11 protein-coding genes are annotated in these 15,973 nt (G+C 63.5%); 3 read left to right on the top strand and 8 right to left on the bottom strand.

The genetic code is table 11. The features are described from left to right. Nucleotides 1–89: 89 nt before the first annotated feature. The 8 genes from ACN9MB_RS20375 to ACN9MB_RS20340 form a co-directional block, all read right to left on the bottom strand. A complete protein-coding gene (locus ACN9MB_RS20375; RefSeq protein ID WP_204637528.1) occupies nt 90–1,034 on the bottom strand; it encodes a GlxA family transcriptional regulator in 945 nt (314 codons plus the stop codon). A gap of 156 nt (nt 1,035–1,190) precedes the next feature. Beyond that, nucleotides 1,191–2,036 carry a sulfotransferase family protein gene (locus ACN9MB_RS20370; RefSeq protein WP_426270078.1) on the bottom strand — a complete coding sequence of 282 codons (846 nt, stop codon included), beginning with the start codon at nt 2,034–2,036 and terminating at the stop codon, nt 1,191–1,193. A gap of 43 nt (nt 2,037–2,079) precedes the next feature. Further along, nucleotides 2,080–3,087 carry a LacI family DNA-binding transcriptional regulator gene (locus ACN9MB_RS20365; RefSeq protein ID WP_204637526.1) on the bottom strand — a complete coding sequence of 336 codons (1,008 nt, stop codon included), beginning with the start codon at nt 3,085–3,087 and terminating at the stop codon, nt 2,080–2,082. A 10-nt stretch (nt 3,088–3,097) separates the two neighbouring features. Beyond that, the gene (locus tag ACN9MB_RS20360; protein WP_426270077.1) at nt 3,098–5,764 is read right to left on the bottom strand and encodes a glycosyl hydrolase 2 galactose-binding domain-containing protein; all 2,667 of its coding nucleotides are present in this window, start codon (nt 5,762–5,764) and stop codon (nt 3,098–3,100) included. 46 nt (nt 5,765–5,810) lie between these two features. Further along, nucleotides 5,811–7,289, bottom strand: coding sequence for an APC family permease (locus ACN9MB_RS20355; protein ID WP_426270076.1), 1,479 nt, complete (start codon nt 7,287–7,289; stop codon nt 5,811–5,813). 37 nt (nt 7,290–7,326) lie between these two features. Next, nucleotides 7,327–10,527 (bottom strand): TonB-dependent receptor, encoded by a 3,201-nt coding sequence (locus ACN9MB_RS20350; protein WP_426270075.1) that lies wholly within the window; start codon nt 10,525–10,527, stop codon nt 7,327–7,329. A 193-nt stretch (nt 10,528–10,720) separates the two neighbouring features. Next, entirely contained in the window at nt 10,721–13,057 is a 2,337-nt protein-coding gene (locus ACN9MB_RS20345; RefSeq protein ID WP_426270074.1) for a beta-N-acetylhexosaminidase, read from the bottom strand. Continuing rightward, nucleotides 13,054–14,016 (bottom strand): glucokinase, encoded by a 963-nt coding sequence (locus tag ACN9MB_RS20340; protein ID WP_426270073.1) that lies wholly within the window; start codon nt 14,014–14,016, stop codon nt 13,054–13,056. Before ACN9MB_RS20340 ends, ACN9MB_RS20345 begins: the two co-directional genes overlap by 4 nt. 370 nt (nt 14,017–14,386) lie before the next feature. On the opposite strand from ACN9MB_RS20340, the gene ACN9MB_RS20335 reads away from it, so the two are divergent. The 3 genes from ACN9MB_RS20335 (at nt 14,387) to ACN9MB_RS20325 (ending at nt 15,902) form a co-directional block, all read left to right on the top strand. After that, entirely contained in the window at nt 14,387–14,707 is a 321-nt protein-coding gene (locus tag ACN9MB_RS20335; RefSeq protein WP_426270072.1) for a hypothetical protein, read from the top strand. A gap of 66 nt (nt 14,708–14,773) precedes the next feature. After that, nucleotides 14,774–15,178 carry a lysozyme inhibitor LprI family protein gene (locus tag ACN9MB_RS20330; protein WP_426270071.1) on the top strand — a complete coding sequence of 135 codons (405 nt, stop codon included), beginning with the start codon at nt 14,774–14,776 and terminating at the stop codon, nt 15,176–15,178. A gap of 367 nt (nt 15,179–15,545) precedes the next feature. After that, nucleotides 15,546–15,902, top strand: a complete 357-nt coding sequence (locus ACN9MB_RS20325; protein WP_426270070.1) for a hypothetical protein — start codon at nt 15,546–15,548, stop codon at nt 15,900–15,902. Nucleotides 15,903–15,973 lie beyond the last annotated feature (71 nt).

Here is a 15,973-nt window from a genome sequence, read left to right as displayed (position 1 = left end):
TTATGAGTGCTCCACGCGGTACCGGCAAGGACAATTTCCGGACAAAAACGGCCAACGAATGGGGTACGCCGAACCCTGCGGTACCCGCACTAAGGCCGTGACACGCCCGCGCTTCGACGCAGCGATTGCGGCGACATGCCAAAGGCGCGCACGAAGGCGCGGCGCATGCGGCTCGAATCGCCGAAACCGGTCGACGCGGCAATGTGGTCGAGATTCAGATGCCCGGTTTCGACCGCAATGCGCGCGGCTTCCAGTCGCAATCCTTCGACCACTTTGGCCGGCGTCGCGCCAATCTCTGCCGTGAACGCGCGGGCAAAGTTTCGCGGACTCATCGCGGCGCGTTCGGCCAGCCGCTCCACCGACATCGGTTCGGCGATGCGTGCACGTACCCAGCCAATCAGTTCACCGAAGCGTCCGGTCTTGCCGCCCTGTTCCACCAGCACGGAGTACTGCGATTGCCCGCCGTGCCGCCGCTGATGCACCACCAGCTGTTGGGCCGCACGCCGCGCGATACCGGGGCCAAGGTCGTCCTCGACCAGTGCCAGCGCCAGGTCGATGCCGGCGGAAATGCCTGCCGACGTCCACACCTTGCCATCCCTCACGAACATCCGGTCGGCATCGAGCTGGACCTGCGGATAAAGCGAACGGAAGCGCTCCGCCACGGCCCAATGCGTGGTCGCGCGCCGGCCATCGAGCAAGCCGGCGTGCGCGAGGACGAACGCGCCGGAGCACACACCTGCCGCGCGACGCCAGGCATCGTCGCCGAGCCAGGCGACCACCGCGCCCTGGTTCTCCTCGACCTGCGCCAGGTTGCCGCCCGAGACGATCACCGTATCGAAGTGCCTGGCTTCAATCGGCGCGGCCGCCAGGCACACGCCCGACGAACTGCGCACCACGCCGCCTCCCGGGGCCAACACGTGGATCGCATAACTGTCCGGCCGGAACCGCTCCGCCATCTCGAACACGGCGACCGGGCCGGCCGCATCCAGCAGTTGAAACCCCGGAAAAACAACGATGGCGATGTCGCGTCGCATGAGGGCAGCCGCAAGACTCGATCTGATAGCGGGAAAGTGGCGTAACTAGCAGGCGGGCGTCAAGTTGAGCGATGGGCAGCGGGCCTGGCTGGCCTCGCGCAGATACGAAAAAGGCCGCGCAGGGCGGCCTTTCGTTGCGGCATCGATCACGCGCAACTACACGATCGTGACCTGGTTGATATTGTTCTTGGGATCCATCCAGAACGCCTCGTTGGCGAAGCGCCCGAAGATCTCGCGGGGCAGGATGGGTTGGCGTTCGACCGCCTCCACCTTTGCCCGCACGGAATGCAGGCCGGGCATGCCCACGCGCGCATCGAATTCGTCCGCGTTGTATTCGATGTGGTCGAAATCGTGTTCGAACCAGGGTTCGCCCAGGAATTGATAGACGGCACGCACGGCAGTGGCAGGGTCGCGGACCAGGCTTTCGTAGGTGAGCATCAGCAGATGGTCTTGCGCGTACTCGCCATAAAAGGCCTCCTTGGTGGCCTGGTAGGCAAAGCCCACCATGCCTCGCGGATCGGTCAGCGCCTCGATGCGCGAGTACACCGTGGTGTTGGTGTCGAAGCGGAACACCTTGCTGACGCTCACGGGTTGCCCGCGGACCAACCGCTCCATGCTGTCCAGCACCCAGGCCAGCTGGCGCACGCAAGCGATGACCTTCACGCCAGGGAACAGCGTGTTGAGCAACTGCATGCGGCTGCACCACAACCGGCTGGTGTCGAACACCACCTCGGTGCCGCCTTCCACCGAGTAGAAGTTCTCGATCAGTCCGCGCAAGAGGGCGACACGCTGATCGTCGGAGACATCGAACGAGAAATCGTTCTTGCTGCTCGCTTCGGCAATCACCACGCCCATGATGTCGGCCAGCGGGCTGGTCATGCCGGCGCGAAAGCGCGGATTCTGGTTGAGGATCGCGGCCAGCAAGGTGGTGCCGGCGCGCGGCAGACCGGAAATGAAATGGAACTTTCGCGGTGGCTTGCTGGCGTCGGGCGTAGCGGGCATGCGGAGGCTCCAGATAGTCGAATTAAGGTTGCACTATGCCAGCTCAGGGCGCCGCTGCCGTCGAGGCGCGCATGCGCATCTCATAGCCGACTTCAACCATGCGGGCCTCTCCCTTGCCCAGCACGCGAAGCAGCAGCTCCTCCGTGGCCCGCTTGCCCATCTCGCGAACGGGCTGGTGGACGGTGGTCAGCAGCGGCCATACCTGGGTGGCAATGGTGGTGTCGTCGAAGCCGCAAATGGACATCTCGCTGGGAACCGACACGCCGGCCTCCGCCGCGGCCCATATCGCGCCCACGGCCATATCGTCGTCGGCCGCGAAGATGGCGGTGGGCCGCTGCTTCAATTTAAGCAATCGGCGGGCGGCGGCCACGCCGGATTCGAACGAAAACTGGCCTTGAACCATGTGCGCCGGGTTTTCCTTCAAGCCCGCGCGCTTCAGCCCATCGCGGTACCCGGCGAGGCGCCAGATGCCCGCGCCGTGCTTGGGATCGCCCAGGATATGCGCGATGCGTCGATGTCCCAGTGCGACGAGATGTTCCACCATCGCCGCGGCGGCTTCGCGCTCGCGCAGCATCACGCCGATGCAACCCTTGGGTTGGCGTGGCGCAATCGAGGCGAACGGAAGTCCGATCTTGCGCAGGTGTTCGAGCAGTTTCGGATGATCGGTGATCGGTGGCGTGAGAATCAGGCCGTCGGGCTGGTGCCGCGAGAGGATGCTCTCCACACGCTCGACGAAATCCGGTGCCGTCGAGACCAGTGGCTGCACCATCATGCTGTACTGCCTGGCCTCGCACGCCTCCAGCACGCCCGCCTGCACTTCCATGATGTAGCTCGGCGACAAGTTGTCGTAGAGCAGGCCGACCATGAAGGAACGGTTCGTCGCCAGGCTGCGCGCCGAGGTGAGCGGCCGGTAGTTGAGTTCCGCCACGGCCGCCAGCACGCGATCGCGCACTTCGTCGCGCACGTTCGGCTCGTTGTTCAGCACGCGCGATACAGTCTTCTTCGAGGTGTTCGAGGCACGAGCGACATCGTTGATGGTCACGCGCGACATGGGAACCTCTTCAATGATCTGTACTGTGCGTGGCGCCAGCCGCAACGCTCTGGACCGGAACGTTCCAACCGCTTACTTCGACCACCGGACCGGCCGTTCCCTGCGCGGCATATCGCGCGGTCAGAACGATCGATTCACCCGGCCAAAGCGTCACGTCATTGTCAGTCCAGCGTATCGGCAGCGCAAGCGCGCCCTGCGCGCCACGCTTGATCGATACATGCTGGAACAGCGCAACGGCCTTGGACGATGCGGGCACTGACAGCGTGACCGTGGTGACCTCGTCATTGCCGTCGCGCTGCGTCGTGGCGTGAACTTCGCTGGTGGCGGCCGGCAAGGTTTTCAGCGCGGTCAGGTCGCCGTATTGCGTCAGCGGCGTGAGGTACCAGTTCGACTGCGCCCAGTCGAGCACGTCCGCCCGCGTGGACAACCAGTAGACGTTGCGGCTGACCGGCTTGCCATCGGCGGCGGCGAGTTCAAGCTCGATGAAGTAGGTGGTGGACAGGTTGGCGATGGCCGGCAGGGTGGTCAGCGGATGCGTATGGTTGCCCGCCAGATCGATGCCCTGCAGATGCTTCTCGTAACGCACGCTGCCATCGAGATTGCGTACCCGGATATTCGCCTGCAGACCGTGCACATCGTCAAGCGCGTGGTTCACCAACACGATGCCCTTGGTGTCGTACGAATACTGGATATGCACCGGCTCGTTCGCCTTCTTGGCACCGAAGTACGCGCCGGCCGGATTCATGAAGTAGTCGTACAGATGCCAATGCAGCGAAGGCCACGCGTTGTTGAGCATCCAGTAGATCACGCCGGTAGCCGGCTTGGCGGCATCCATGTGCGCGTTGAATGCCTCGAATTGCGCGCGGACGTTGTCGTAATTGTCCAGCTGGGCCTTGGCCACATAATCGGTAAGACTCGTGGGTGCGCCATAGCGCTGGGCCAGCGCCTTGTCGAACGGCGTTAGCACGGCGAATGTCGACCAGTCGGCAGAGGCGTGATACTGCCGCTGCTCCGGGTACTTCCACAGCGCTTCCTGTTCCTGCGGCGACAGCATGCGCTGCACGTCTTCCAGTCGCGGGATGTCCGCGCCCGCGCTGACTTCCGAATCGAAACCAAACGCGCCGCCGAGCTTGTCGGCATACCAATACGAGGGCGGGATCCAGTCGTACGGACCGGCCATCTTCAGGCCGGAAGGTCCGGCTTCGGCCGTTCCCTGGGGAACCGCCGCCGAGATGACCGGCAGCGACCAATCCTCGGCGCGCAGCGTATCGGCATACATCTTGGCGATGGGCGGCGGCGGTGCATTGTCGCTGCCGATCAGGAAGCCGATCACCGAAGGATGGTTGCGCAGCAATCGCGCTTCGCTCGCCATCGAGTCTTGCGCGACCTTCATATCGGCGGACGTCCACGGCGCGCCACCGGTCTTGGCGGCCGACTCCCATTTGTCGCAGCACTCCCAGCCCGCCAGGATCAGAACGCCATATTGATCGGCGAGGTCGTAGAAGCGCTGGTTCTCCAGCTTGCCTTCGCTGCGGATGGTGTTGAGGCCGAGGTTGAGCACGTAGCTAAACTCCGCCTCCATGCGCGCCGGATCATCGCGCAGGAACATGTCTGGCGCCCAGCCGCCGCCGCGGATCAACAGCGGCTTTCCGTTGACGAAAAACTGGCGATAGCCCTGTTTGGTGAGGTTCGACGTGACGCTGCGTACGCCAAAGGTCGCCGTGGTTCGATCAGACGTTGCGCCGTCCACCGCCGCAGTCATCTCAAGTCGATACAGCGGATGCTCGCCCATGCCGACGGGCCACCAGATCTTCGGATGGTCCAGCGCGAGGCCGGGCGTGGTGCTGGACGAGAACGAAACGACCTGGGTTTGTCCCGGTGCCAGATGAACCGTCTGCTGCAGCGGAACGTCGGCGACAGTGCCGGTGATGGTGGCGTCATGCGCTACCGTGTCGAGATTCTTCGCAGTGACCTTCACCGCCAACGTGGCGTGCGAGAGATCGGCCGACAGTGTCGGCTGTACATGGGGAAAGCTCAGTTCGACCGGTCCGGTCTGCGCGATGTCCACACCCCGCCACGGGCCCATGTTGTTGTCCGGCGGCGTGGGATTCCAGTCCACCCAGCCGATCGACAGGCTCATTCGCGGATCGCCCGGCTGCACTTGCATGGCGACGACGTTGTCGCCCGCGTGCACCCAGCGTGTCACGTCGAAATCGTGCACGGGATAGGCCCCGGCAAGCTCGGCGTGGTCGGCCACCCGATGCCCGTTCACCCACAGGTCGGCGCTGGCGATCATGCCGTTGGTGTGCAGCAGCGTGTGCTTCCTGCCCACGTCCTTGGACAGCGTGAACTGCGCGCGATACCACCACGGCGTCACGAACAGGTTGCCGCTGGCCTCCGGCACCTGCACGGCGCGCAGGTTGTCGCTGTAGAACACATCGTTCTTGAAGGTGCCGTTTTCCAGCAACCCGGCCATGACCGTGGCCCGTCCGCTCACCGGGTACCACTCCTTGGTGGAGAAGCCGGCCGCGGAGATCTCGGCACCATCCTGCTGTGCCTTCGAACTGTCCTGGATCTGCCAGTGGTCGATGGCCGTGACGGAACCCGCCTCGGCGGACACCTGAGTGGGGACGTACGCTGTCTGGGCGTGTGCCACCGATGCGGTCGATGCCGCCATCGCGGCCATCATCCAAAGCGCGTGCCTGGCTGGAGTTTGCATGACGTTACGGCTTCCCAAGATAGGTTTCGCGGATTTCAACGGGTGCGAATGGCCAGGACTGGTTGAGCCTCGCCCAGATCGCAAACACCACCAGTCCGGCGACGATCCACAGGCTGGAGAGGATCAGCGACAAGGGAGTGGCGGACACGTACACATAGATCCATCCCAGCAGCGCGATGATGCAGGGCACGGGATAGAGCCATTGCTTATAGGGTCGCGCGAGATCCGGCTGGCGCTTGCGCAGCACGATCAGCGCGGCGATCTGCGCGATGGACTGCACGATGATGGTGGCGGCCAGCAGCATGTTGATGACTTCGCTCAGGTCGAAGAACGTGCCGATCGCCGTCACCACACCCATCGTCAGCAGGGCCACGTGCGGGAAACTGTGCTTGGCATGCAGCCGCGCGAACATGGACAGGAACACCTTGTCCCGCGCTGCTTCGAACGGCACGCGCGAACCGCCCAGCAAGCCGGTGAACACGGAGGCGAAGGCGGTCACGATGATCAGCACCGTCATCACGGCGGCCGCCAGATGGCCCCAGCTGCGCTCCACCACCAGCGACGCCACCGATTTGGACTGGGCGATCTCTTGCCACGGCGCCACACCCAGCACGCTGATGTTGAGCAGCAGGTAGACCACCATCATCGCGATCACCGAGATGATGATGGAGCGCGGCATGGTGCGGCCGGGATCGCGCAACTCGTCGCCGATATAGGCGGTGGTGTTGTAACCGAGATAGTCGTAGATGCCGATGATCAGGCCCGCGCCCAGCCCCACGAAGAAATGCCCGCCAAACGTGTCGGCCGGGAAGGCAAACGCAAACGCTGGGTTGAAGTGGGAGAAGCCCGCCGCCGCCACGCCGATGATCGAGACCAGCATGACGACCCACAAGGCAACGGTGATCGCGCGCACCGATTCGATGCGCCGATACAGCAGCCAGGTGACCACGGCAGTCGCCGCCACGCCGATCAGATGCTGCGGCCACCAGCCCAGGCCGGGAAAGAAGAATTGCAGATACTCCACCATGCCGATGATGCCGGTGGACATCAGCAAGGGAATCGCCAACAGCATGGTCCAGATGAACAGGAACGGCATCAGCTTGCCGGTGCGGTACTGGAACGCTTCGCGCAAATAGACGTAGGTTCCGCCGGAACCGGGCATCGCCGCACCGAGTTCGGCCCAGACCAGTCCATCCGCCATGGCCAGGATAGCGCCGGCGATCCAGCCGATGATCGCCTGCGGTCCACCCATCGCGGCCACCATGATGGGAATGGTGATGAACGGCCCGATGCCGCACATCTGGGTCATGTTGATCGCGGTGCCCGAGAACACGCCGATGGAGCGATGGAAGGCGTTGTCGCGAACCGGCTGGTGCGTGCTGGAGTCCTGCATGGTTGCCTTGTCGTGTTGAGCTGCGAGCGGACGATCGATCGAGCTGCCCCGACGAACGATGGTGTTGCGCCAGCCCGTTCCCGCGAACACGGGAACGGGCCGTCGAGCCGTCAAACAGGTGCCTGCATCACCACTGGCCACGCACGCCGAACATGAACATACGCTCGGAGAACGTGGAGTGTCCCGGCTGGTCCGGCCACACCAGGTAGTACTTCTGGTACTCGTTGGTGAGGTTGGTGCCGTCCAGGAAAACTTCGGCGTACTTGCTGAACTTGTACGAGATCGACGCATCGAGGTACTTCTGCGGCGCCTCGTACATCTCCAGACCGGTGATGCCGCCCACGCTGTCCATCACCGCGCGACGCGAGCGGTAGTTGTAGGCCAGGCGCGCCTGGAAGTGATCGTCCTGGTACCACAGGATGAAGTTGCCCGACTTGGTGGAGTTGTCCTGGAACGGGATCTTCTTGCCGGCCAGATCCGTTTCACCCGAATTGCTGGGCGCATACGTGGCGTTGATTTCCATGCCCGTCTTCGACAGAAAGCTCGGCAGGAAGGTGAAGCCCTGGCGGTAGTCGAACTCGGCGCCGTGGATGGAGTTGCCGGTACCCTGCACGGGCTGGGTGATCACGATGCAGTGATCGCGCACCACGCCGTCTTCATCCGGCAACGTACAGTTGGTCACGCTGCCGTTCTTGATGAAGCTGTCCACGTTAATGCGGAACAGCGCCAGGCTGAGCATGCTGGTTTCGTTGATGTAGTACTCGGCCGAGGCGCCGAAGTTGGTGGAGCGCCACGGGTTGAGGTCGGGATTGCCGGTGGAGGTACCGTTGGAGACGCGGAAGATCGGCCCTTGCGGCGTTTCCGCCAGCGAGTAGTTGAGCTGGAGGCCGCCGCCCCAGGTGCTCAGGTCCAGCGGCATCATGTTCTTGGAGTAGGCCAGTCGCACCTTGAAGCTGTCGGTCACGTCCAGCGCGAAGTTCGCCGATGGCAGCACGTCCTGGTAACTGCGCTTGGTCGTTGCCGTGCCCACATCTTCCGGCTCATCGCCGTAGGCACCCGGATCGCCGCTGAGATGCTGGGTCACATCGAGGTTGGTGCGGATCAGGCGCACGCCGACGTTGCCGCTGAATGGCATGTCCCACATCGTGCCGTTGAAATCACCCTGCAGGTAGCCCGACAGCTCCTTCAGGCGCACGGCCCAGGTGGTGCCGGGCTCAGCCACTTGCTGGGTGCCCGGATAGAGCGAGTTCCAGTAAGCGATGGGGTTGACCATCGCATTGGGGTCGATCGCCCAGAAGTTGATGCCCGAGCCGAGCAGATTGTTGTACTGCTTGAAGTTGTTGGCGAGCGGCGCGGCGGTGTTGGGCATCGAGATGGCCGACAGCGGTCCGGCGCGGAAATAGCCCTGCTCATTGCCGGCGGTACACGAGCCGCTGTTCAACACCACGTCGGCGCCCACATAGCGCACCAGACAGCCGGCCGGATCGCTGGCGCCCATGCCGGCGTACACCGGTGCTTCCAGCGTCCAGCCTTGGTTGTCGGCGCTGCGGATGCTGTTGCGTACGCCGAACTCAAGCTTGAATCCGTCCTGGAAATCGTACTTGCCGTCGAAGCGCAAGGCGTTGAGCGCGACCTGCCGGTTGTAGTCGCCCGACGATTCCAGCGTTTTCAGTGTCCAGTCGGCAGGGTTGGCAAAGTTGTTGGCCAGCGACGGCGGCACATCGACCTTGATGTAGCGGCCGTTGAAGTTGGCGATGATCGGTATGGTGTTCTGTGGAATGCCGTTGGCGTTGAATACGCGATTGCCGCCCAGCTGCGCGGGATAGACCATGGTGCCCGGCGGCACTGAATTGGGGTCCACGCCGTCCATCAGCACGTTGGGCCAGAGCGCGCCATCCGAGTCGGAAATATTGACGTCCGATTCCTGGAACGACTGCGATGCCGTGTCGCGGATGCCGCGCAGGCTCGCCGTGAACGGGCCGCCGTTGTCGTAGTCCAGCTGCAGGTTCAGATTTCTTGCCACCGAACTCTTCTGGATGATCTGCGAATACGATTCCACGTCGCCGGGCCACTTTTCATACTGCTGCGTGGTGTAGTACTGCGAACCTTCCCAGCCCGGCTCCGGCGTGCCATACGAACCCAGCGCGGGCGCCCCGGTATTGCGCGACTGCAGCGGCACGTAGGTCGCGCCCTGCCAGTTGGTGGAGTTGAACTGGATGCCGACGTTGCGGTCGTACTCGCGCTGCGACGAATAGAAGTAGTCGGCGGTGCCGGTCAGGCCGCTGCCGAAGTCGAACTGGAACGATGCGTTGCCCGACTTGCGCTTGCGCTGGGTGATGATGTCGTTGAGGCCGATGTCCTGGCTGCCCATGAACACGCCGTTGGATTTGCCGTCGCCGTTCACATCCACGCTGCCGTCGGCATTCTGCACGATCTTGGACGGAATCGGCGCACCGTTCCACGGCGTCAGGAAGCCGTTGTAACCGCCGGCACTGGCGGCGTTCTCGCCGTTGAGCACCACGCCGTACTGGTCCAGGCCTTCGGTCGCATTCATGCGGCGCGTATTGGAAAAATCGCCGGAGATCAGCAGGCCCCAGTGCCCGTTGTCGTTGTACGAAATGAGGCCGTTGCCTTCCGGTCCCGTGTGCTGCGTGGTGCTGCCGCGCTCGCCATTGGCCGAATAACTGTAGGTAAAGCCGCTGGGCAGATCCCACGGCCGGTACGTATGCAGATCGATGGCGCCGCTGATGCCGCCGTCGGTGGTGCTGGCCGTCGGCGACTTGATCACATCCACGCCATGGAACAGCGTCGATGGCAGCATGCTGAAATCGGGCTGCTGCGAATCGATCTGGTCCGCCGTGATGAACACTTCGCCGTTCAGCATGGTGCCGACCTGCGGCAGGCCGCGCACGTCCACCGAGGTGCCCACGCCCGCGTCGCGATTGATCTGCACGCCGGTCACGCGCTGCAGCGAGTCGGTGATGGTGGTGTCGGGCAGGGCGCCGATGTTCTCGGCGGTGATGCTGTCCTGGATGTTGGCGGCGTCGCGTTTCACGTCGATGGCGCGCATCTGCGAAGCGCGCACGCCGGTGACATTGACCGCCGAGAGATTGGTGGCGTTCTTGGACGCATCGCCGGTGGCGGCCTGGCCGTCCGTCTTCTTGGCGTTTGGCGCCGGGGGCGCGGTGGTCGTGGTGGTGCTCTGCGCGGACTGGCCATCCTGCTGCGCATCGAAGAAGGTCGATGCTGCCGCTGACGTCGACACGACGGCGAACAGCGACACGGTGATGGCAAATGACAATGGATGCTTGCGAAGTACGGTGGACATGGGCGTGGGCCTCGTTGGTGTTGCCTGTCGAACCTCAGGTGCTCCGTGGAATTGCAAAAACGCGTGTAACCCGGCGGTGCCTGCGAGTTCGCACGCCGTCGTGATGCTGCTTCTCGTTCTCCCCAGCCCTGGCTCCGAAAGCCAACGCCGCTTGCTCAGTACTGCTGCACGGGACGTCCGTCCCGCGTACCGCCTACTTCGAAAACGCCATGCGTGCCAACGCCCACTGGCCATCGCGCGGATCGCCGGTAGCGAAGACACACAGATTGCGCATGCCGGTCCCCACCGGCATGGCAACGTTTGCATCGACTCGAATCTGTCCCTTCGCCTGCGCTGCGTTGTCCAGCGGCAAGCGCGCCAATAGCGGACCCGTGCAGGTTTCGGTGTGGATCTCAAAGGCGCTGGCCGCGCCGGTCTTGCCGTGCACCACAGCGTCCTTGGCTTCGTCGCCAAAGCGCCATGGAATGCGCTCGGCCGTCACCTCGACGTGCGTGACGCCGTGCAGCGGCGCATTCGGCCACAGCCAGCACGCATTGCCGATATCGACCGAGTACACGGGCCGGGTTCCCTGCACCGGCTTGGCACCCTGCAGGCGCGAAGGCGGTTGCTTGGAACAGGTGGCCAGTGCGCTGCCGTCGCGGCTCAGCAAGGTGGATGCATCCAGCACCTGTGAACGCGGCGCGGCAAGTGGGAGGCCGTTCGCGGCAAACGTAGTGGCGCGCACCGTTGCATTGGACGGCAGCGTGAATGGCGCGTCGTACGCCGTGGACTGAGGGTTCGGTTCGGAGCCGTCCGTCGTGTAACGGATCGTGCCGAATCGCACCTGATTGGACAGCGTGATCCGGAATCTGCCGTTGGCCGCTGCAGTCACCTGATAGGCGGGTGCGAACGCGCTGTCCGCGTAGCCGATGCCCAGCGCCTGGTAGCGCGCCAACTCCGCCGGCAGGCGTTGCAGAAAGCCGTTCCAGTCGCGTGCGCCCGCTGGCGACCAGCCGAGTTCGGCCAGCGCCGCCACACGAGGAAATACGGCATGCTGATCATGCGCAAAGGTGGACATCTGCTCGGTCCACAGGCCCGCCTGCACGCCGATGACGTGCTGCGCTTCGCTCGTGCTCGCGCCCTTCGGGATGACGATGGTGTCATAGGCCTCGCGCAACGTCGCCGCGGGCGGCGGCCCCGGCCATTCGTCGGGCAGGTCGGATTGAACGTGATCGAAGTACAGCGATTCCTGCGGCGTCATGACCACATCGTGGCCTTGCTTGAGGGCAGCCAACGCGATGCGCTCGTTGTGGTCGCCATGCCAGGACATCACCACCTGCGAGGTCGGCAACGCGATGCCGGCAGCCAGCTCGTCATCCCAGCCCACCGGCGTGCGGCCACGCTCGACCAGGTGCGTGGCGATCTGTTGCATGAACCAGCCTTGCAGTTGATCCATGTTCGCCAGGCCAAGCTTGTGCATTTGCGCACGCACCTCCGGCGAGGCGTTCCACTGCTGCTTGTCCGCCTCGTCGCCCCCGATGGAGATGTAGTGCGACGGGAACAGCTGCATCACTTCGTCGAGCACGTCATCGACGAACTGCAAGGTCTTCTGATCGGGCTTGAGCAGCCACGGACTGACGCCCCAGTCGGTCCACACGGCCGGACGCTTGCCGGTGACGCCGAGCCACGGATAGGCGGCGATGGCGGCCTGCGAATGACCGGGAAGGTCGATCTCCGGCACCACATCCACAAAGCGCTCGGCGGCATAGCGCACGATTTCGCGCGCCTCGGCCTGCGTGTAGAAACCGCAGTAAGGCGTGTCCGCAGAACCGGTCAGATCGCTGTCGAAGCCGGCGGCCTCGCGGCACGAACCGGTTTTCGTGAGCTCGGGATACTTGTTGATCTCCAGGCGCCAGCCCTGGTCCTCGGTGAGGTGCCAGAGCAACACGTTGAGCTTGTTGAGCGACATCCAGTCGATCAGCTGCTTGATCTCGGCCACGCTCTGGAAGTGCCGGCCGGAGTCGAGCAACAGTGCGCGCCATGCGAAACGCGGATGATCGTCGATGACGCCGTACGCCACCTTGACCGGCGCGCCTCGCGTCCATCCGGCAGGCGTCAGCAGCTGCCACAGGGTGACGCTGCCGTAGAACGCACCGCGCGGCGTGCGTGCCGCGACCAGGATGCCATCGTCATTGATCGTGATGCGATAGCCGGCATCGTCCTTCACGTCGACGGCCGGGGTCACTTCGAAAGTGATCGCAGGATGCGCCGACTCCGACGCTGCCATGCGCAAATGCAATGCATGGGTGTCGGCGATGCGCTGTGCGAAGCGTTCCGCGATGGACTGCACTTGTTCGCGATCCGCTCCGCGCACCGAGACGGCGGCACCATCGGCGATATCCACCGAACCCGAACCGGCCGGGCTGACCTTCGCCGGTTGCGGCAGCAACGACCATGGGGTGGCGGCAGGCGCGGCAATAACCGTGCCCGTAGCGGCCAGCCAAGCCATGGCGGCGCAGCAAAGCAACGCCGATGTCGCGATGCGCTTCATGGCACACCGCCTGCCGCGGCCGGTTGCAGCGGTCCCGGTGCAGCCGTGCCATGCCTGAGATACCACTGCGCCGCGCCTTGCACACCGTGGTGGCCGTGCTCCGTTACCCACACGGGCACTTGCGAGAGCAGCGCTCGCGCACTGCGCCCATGCAGGAAGCGTTCTTCGAACACGCTGCGCTTGAGCAGTTCGACGATGGATGAGAGAAAGCCGCCGGCCAGATACACGCCACCCGTCGCCATGAAAGACATCGCGAGGTTGCCGGTAAAACTTCCCAGCGCACCACAGAAGATCTCCACGGCTTCCACTGCCTGTGCGTCGCTGCGCGCTACGGCTGCCGTGGTGATCGCTTCGGGAACCGCCAGCGTTGGCGTTGTTCCATCCAACGCGCACAGCGTCACATAGACCGACAACAGGCCGGGGCCCGACACGATGTGCTCGAACGGCACGTAGCCGCCTTCCGGTGCCAGCATCGCGAGCAGTTCGCGCTCGCGGACCGAGTTCGGCGCGAAATCCATCTGGCCGGCTTCCGTCGCCAGCACGAAGCCGCCACCGGTGCCGGGAATGTGCACCGCCGCGCCAAGGCCCGTGCCCGGTCCGATCACCAGGGTCGGTCCACGGGTATGCGCATTCGGTCCGCACAGATGGCGGCCGTCGTTGGCGAGCGAGCCATCGAGCGCATAGGCCAGCGCTTCGAAGTCGTTGAGCACGGCAATCTCGTCCAGGCCCAGCGCGTGACGCAGGGGCATCAGCTGGATGGGCCAGGCGAGGTTGTCGTTCACGACCTCCTCGCCCATGGCCTGTCCCGCGCATGCCAGCACGCAGTGCTTCACCGGGGTCCGCACCTCGGCGTCCACGAACGCCTGCAGCAGTTCCGCCAGCGAGGGAAATTCCGCGCACATGAACACGCGATAGGCGAGCGTCTCCACCCCGCCGGCCCCGCCTGGCGAGCCGCGCATAAGCGCGACACGCCCGTGCGTGCCGCCAATATCGGCCGCAAGAAACGGTATCGCGGTTATCCCCGCCACTCGAGTCGAATGGTTATGTGCCACGTCCAGCGCGCCCCCGCATTGGATTCGTCATCAGCGTGTAACGACATTGACACCGGTGTCAAGCGGTGGCGCAGCATGGGCGGAAAATGGCCCGGGGGAGGGATGCGGCGGGGTTTGTGGATGCCCAGGGCATCCCGGCCCACGCCGATTGGCCCGGGCTCGAAGGCTTGGCATACGCTACCGTGGCCGCTTTCGACCCGTGGCAGAGACCGGCACTGGGCCGGGTCGCTTCGCTGTGCGAGCGTTATCGGGTCTGCAGAGGGAAAGGGATATCGGAATGGACATCGCGTCATCAGCCATCCAACCAAGAAAGTCTGTTCGCTGGCCGTTTCGAATTCTTGCGGCACTCATCGTGCTGGCGAGTGTCGTTGCTCTGGCCGGTACCGGCATCGCTATCTGGACACGCGAACAACCTTCGCTCCAATGGCAGTTGTTCGCCAGCCTGCCTGGCATGCTCTGCTTCGCCCGATTCGGCTGGCATGCAGCAGTCCACGGGAGATCGCCTGCTCGGGACTATTGGCCTTTTGCGTCGTCGCGCGTCTTCACCTGTTACACGATCGTCTGGATGCTTATGCTTTTTCATCCATTTGGCGGTTGAGTGCGGATGGTGGCGCCACCAAGCATCGGCATACGATCCAAAGCGCACCTTTCGAACGGAGTGCACATGTTGAAGCTACTTGTTTCGCTCTTGGCACTCTTGCCGGCAGCCTGCCTGGCCATGGATTGCGACAAGGCCATGACGACTCCCGACATCAACGAGTGCGCTTACAAGGACTATCAGAAGGCGGATTTGGCGCTCAATGAAATGTACAAGCGAGTCCTGGATGCCTTCAAAAGCAGCCAGGATGAGGCGAACGGCTACTCGACCCGAGCCGACCTGGTAGAGGCGCAGCGGGCATGGGTGAAGTTTCGGGACGCGAACTGCAATGCCGTCTACGACCGCTGGCAGCAAGGAACCATCCGCGGCCTGATGCGAAATGCCTGTTTGAAAGAGCTGACGGAGCAAAGGACCAGGCAACTCGATCAGCAATTTCTGCGCTCTCCCGATTCTCCGGACAATGGACCCTGATGATGCGCGACGGTCCAGGCAAAGTAGGCCTTAGTGGGGCAAAGGTTTGGCGTTTATGAGGTCATCTCATGAGAAGCGCAGCCCTTGGATGGCTAAAAGCGCAGCAATCGTTGCGATTGTCTGGGTCGCGGGCTACTTCCTAACGGGAACCGTTGGGGGCGCAACGGCCATAGCGGGCATGTTCGTTTTAATCGGATTGGCTGGGCTTTTTTACACATGAAGACGTTTGTTCGCACTTAGTTCGCATGTCCGCTCGATCCGAAGCAGACGTTGCCGGCCGACGCTTTGCCCTTCATATTGTTGGGTACGGCTGATTCCATAAGGGATCGGCAGCATCGCTCTAATCCACGGGCGCAAAGGGGGCGCTGTGGCACTCAATAGCAAGGTGTTGCTTTTGGCCCTGGCCATACTGTCGCTGGTAGTCGGAGCCTACGAGGCTGTGCTGTTCAGCGTTGGTCGCCTCGTTGGATTGCCATTTCAGGCGACCTGGTCACTGGTCTTTCTCATCCTTCTCGTACTTTGGGTGGATCTAGACTGCCGCGAGCGAAAGAACATCTACCGTCCCTTCGAGTTCGGATTTCTAGTGTTCTTGTTCTGGCTGCCATATCTGCCGTACTACCTGCTGCGAACCCGGCGCGCATGGGGACTGCTCTGGCTTATAGGCTTCGCCCTTCTGTTTTACTGCGGGTATTGGCTCCAGTGGGTCGTCTATTTGACACGTTAGGAAGGTCCGCTTTCGACCCGAAGCGGACCTTAGTCAGCATAGCCACAATTTCGGGAGACGCCTGGCAGAAT

The organism is Dyella kyungheensis (assembly GCF_049913195.1).
Lineage (GTDB): Bacteria > Pseudomonadota > Gammaproteobacteria > Xanthomonadales > Rhodanobacteraceae > Dyella > Dyella kyungheensis.
Note: the sequence above shows the minus strand (reverse complement) of the source record. Positions and strands in the feature narration are given on the sequence as shown.

What these genes read in the sequence shown, in the direction of transcription:
- ACN9MB_RS20360 (WP_426270077.1), bottom strand. Translation starts at nt 5,764, where the DNA reads ATGGCGGCATCGACCGCATCGGTGGCACACGCCCAGACAGCGTACGTC.
- ACN9MB_RS20330 (WP_426270071.1), top strand. Translation starts at nt 14,774, where the DNA reads ATGTTGAAGCTACTTGTTTCGCTCTTGGCACTCTTGCCGGCAGCCTGC.
- ACN9MB_RS20375 (WP_204637528.1), bottom strand. Translation starts at nt 1,034, where the DNA reads ATGCGACGCGACATCGCCATCGTTGTTTTTCCGGGGTTTCAACTGCTG.
- ACN9MB_RS20370 (WP_426270078.1), bottom strand. Translation starts at nt 2,036, where the DNA reads ATGCCCGCTACGCCCGACGCCAGCAAGCCACCGCGAAAGTTCCATTTC.
- ACN9MB_RS20365 (WP_204637526.1), bottom strand. Translation starts at nt 3,087, where the DNA reads ATGTCGCGCGTGACCATCAACGATGTCGCTCGTGCCTCGAACACCTCG.
- ACN9MB_RS20350 (WP_426270075.1), bottom strand. Translation starts at nt 10,527, where the DNA reads ATGTCCACCGTACTTCGCAAGCATCCATTGTCATTTGCCATCACCGTG.
- ACN9MB_RS20335 (WP_426270072.1), top strand. Translation starts at nt 14,387, where the DNA reads ATGGACATCGCGTCATCAGCCATCCAACCAAGAAAGTCTGTTCGCTGG.
- ACN9MB_RS20340 (WP_426270073.1), bottom strand. Translation starts at nt 14,016, where the DNA reads ATGCGCGGCTCGCCAGGCGGGGCCGGCGGGGTGGAGACGCTCGCCTAT.
- ACN9MB_RS20345 (WP_426270074.1), bottom strand. Translation starts at nt 13,057, where the DNA reads ATGAAGCGCATCGCGACATCGGCGTTGCTTTGCTGCGCCGCCATGGCT.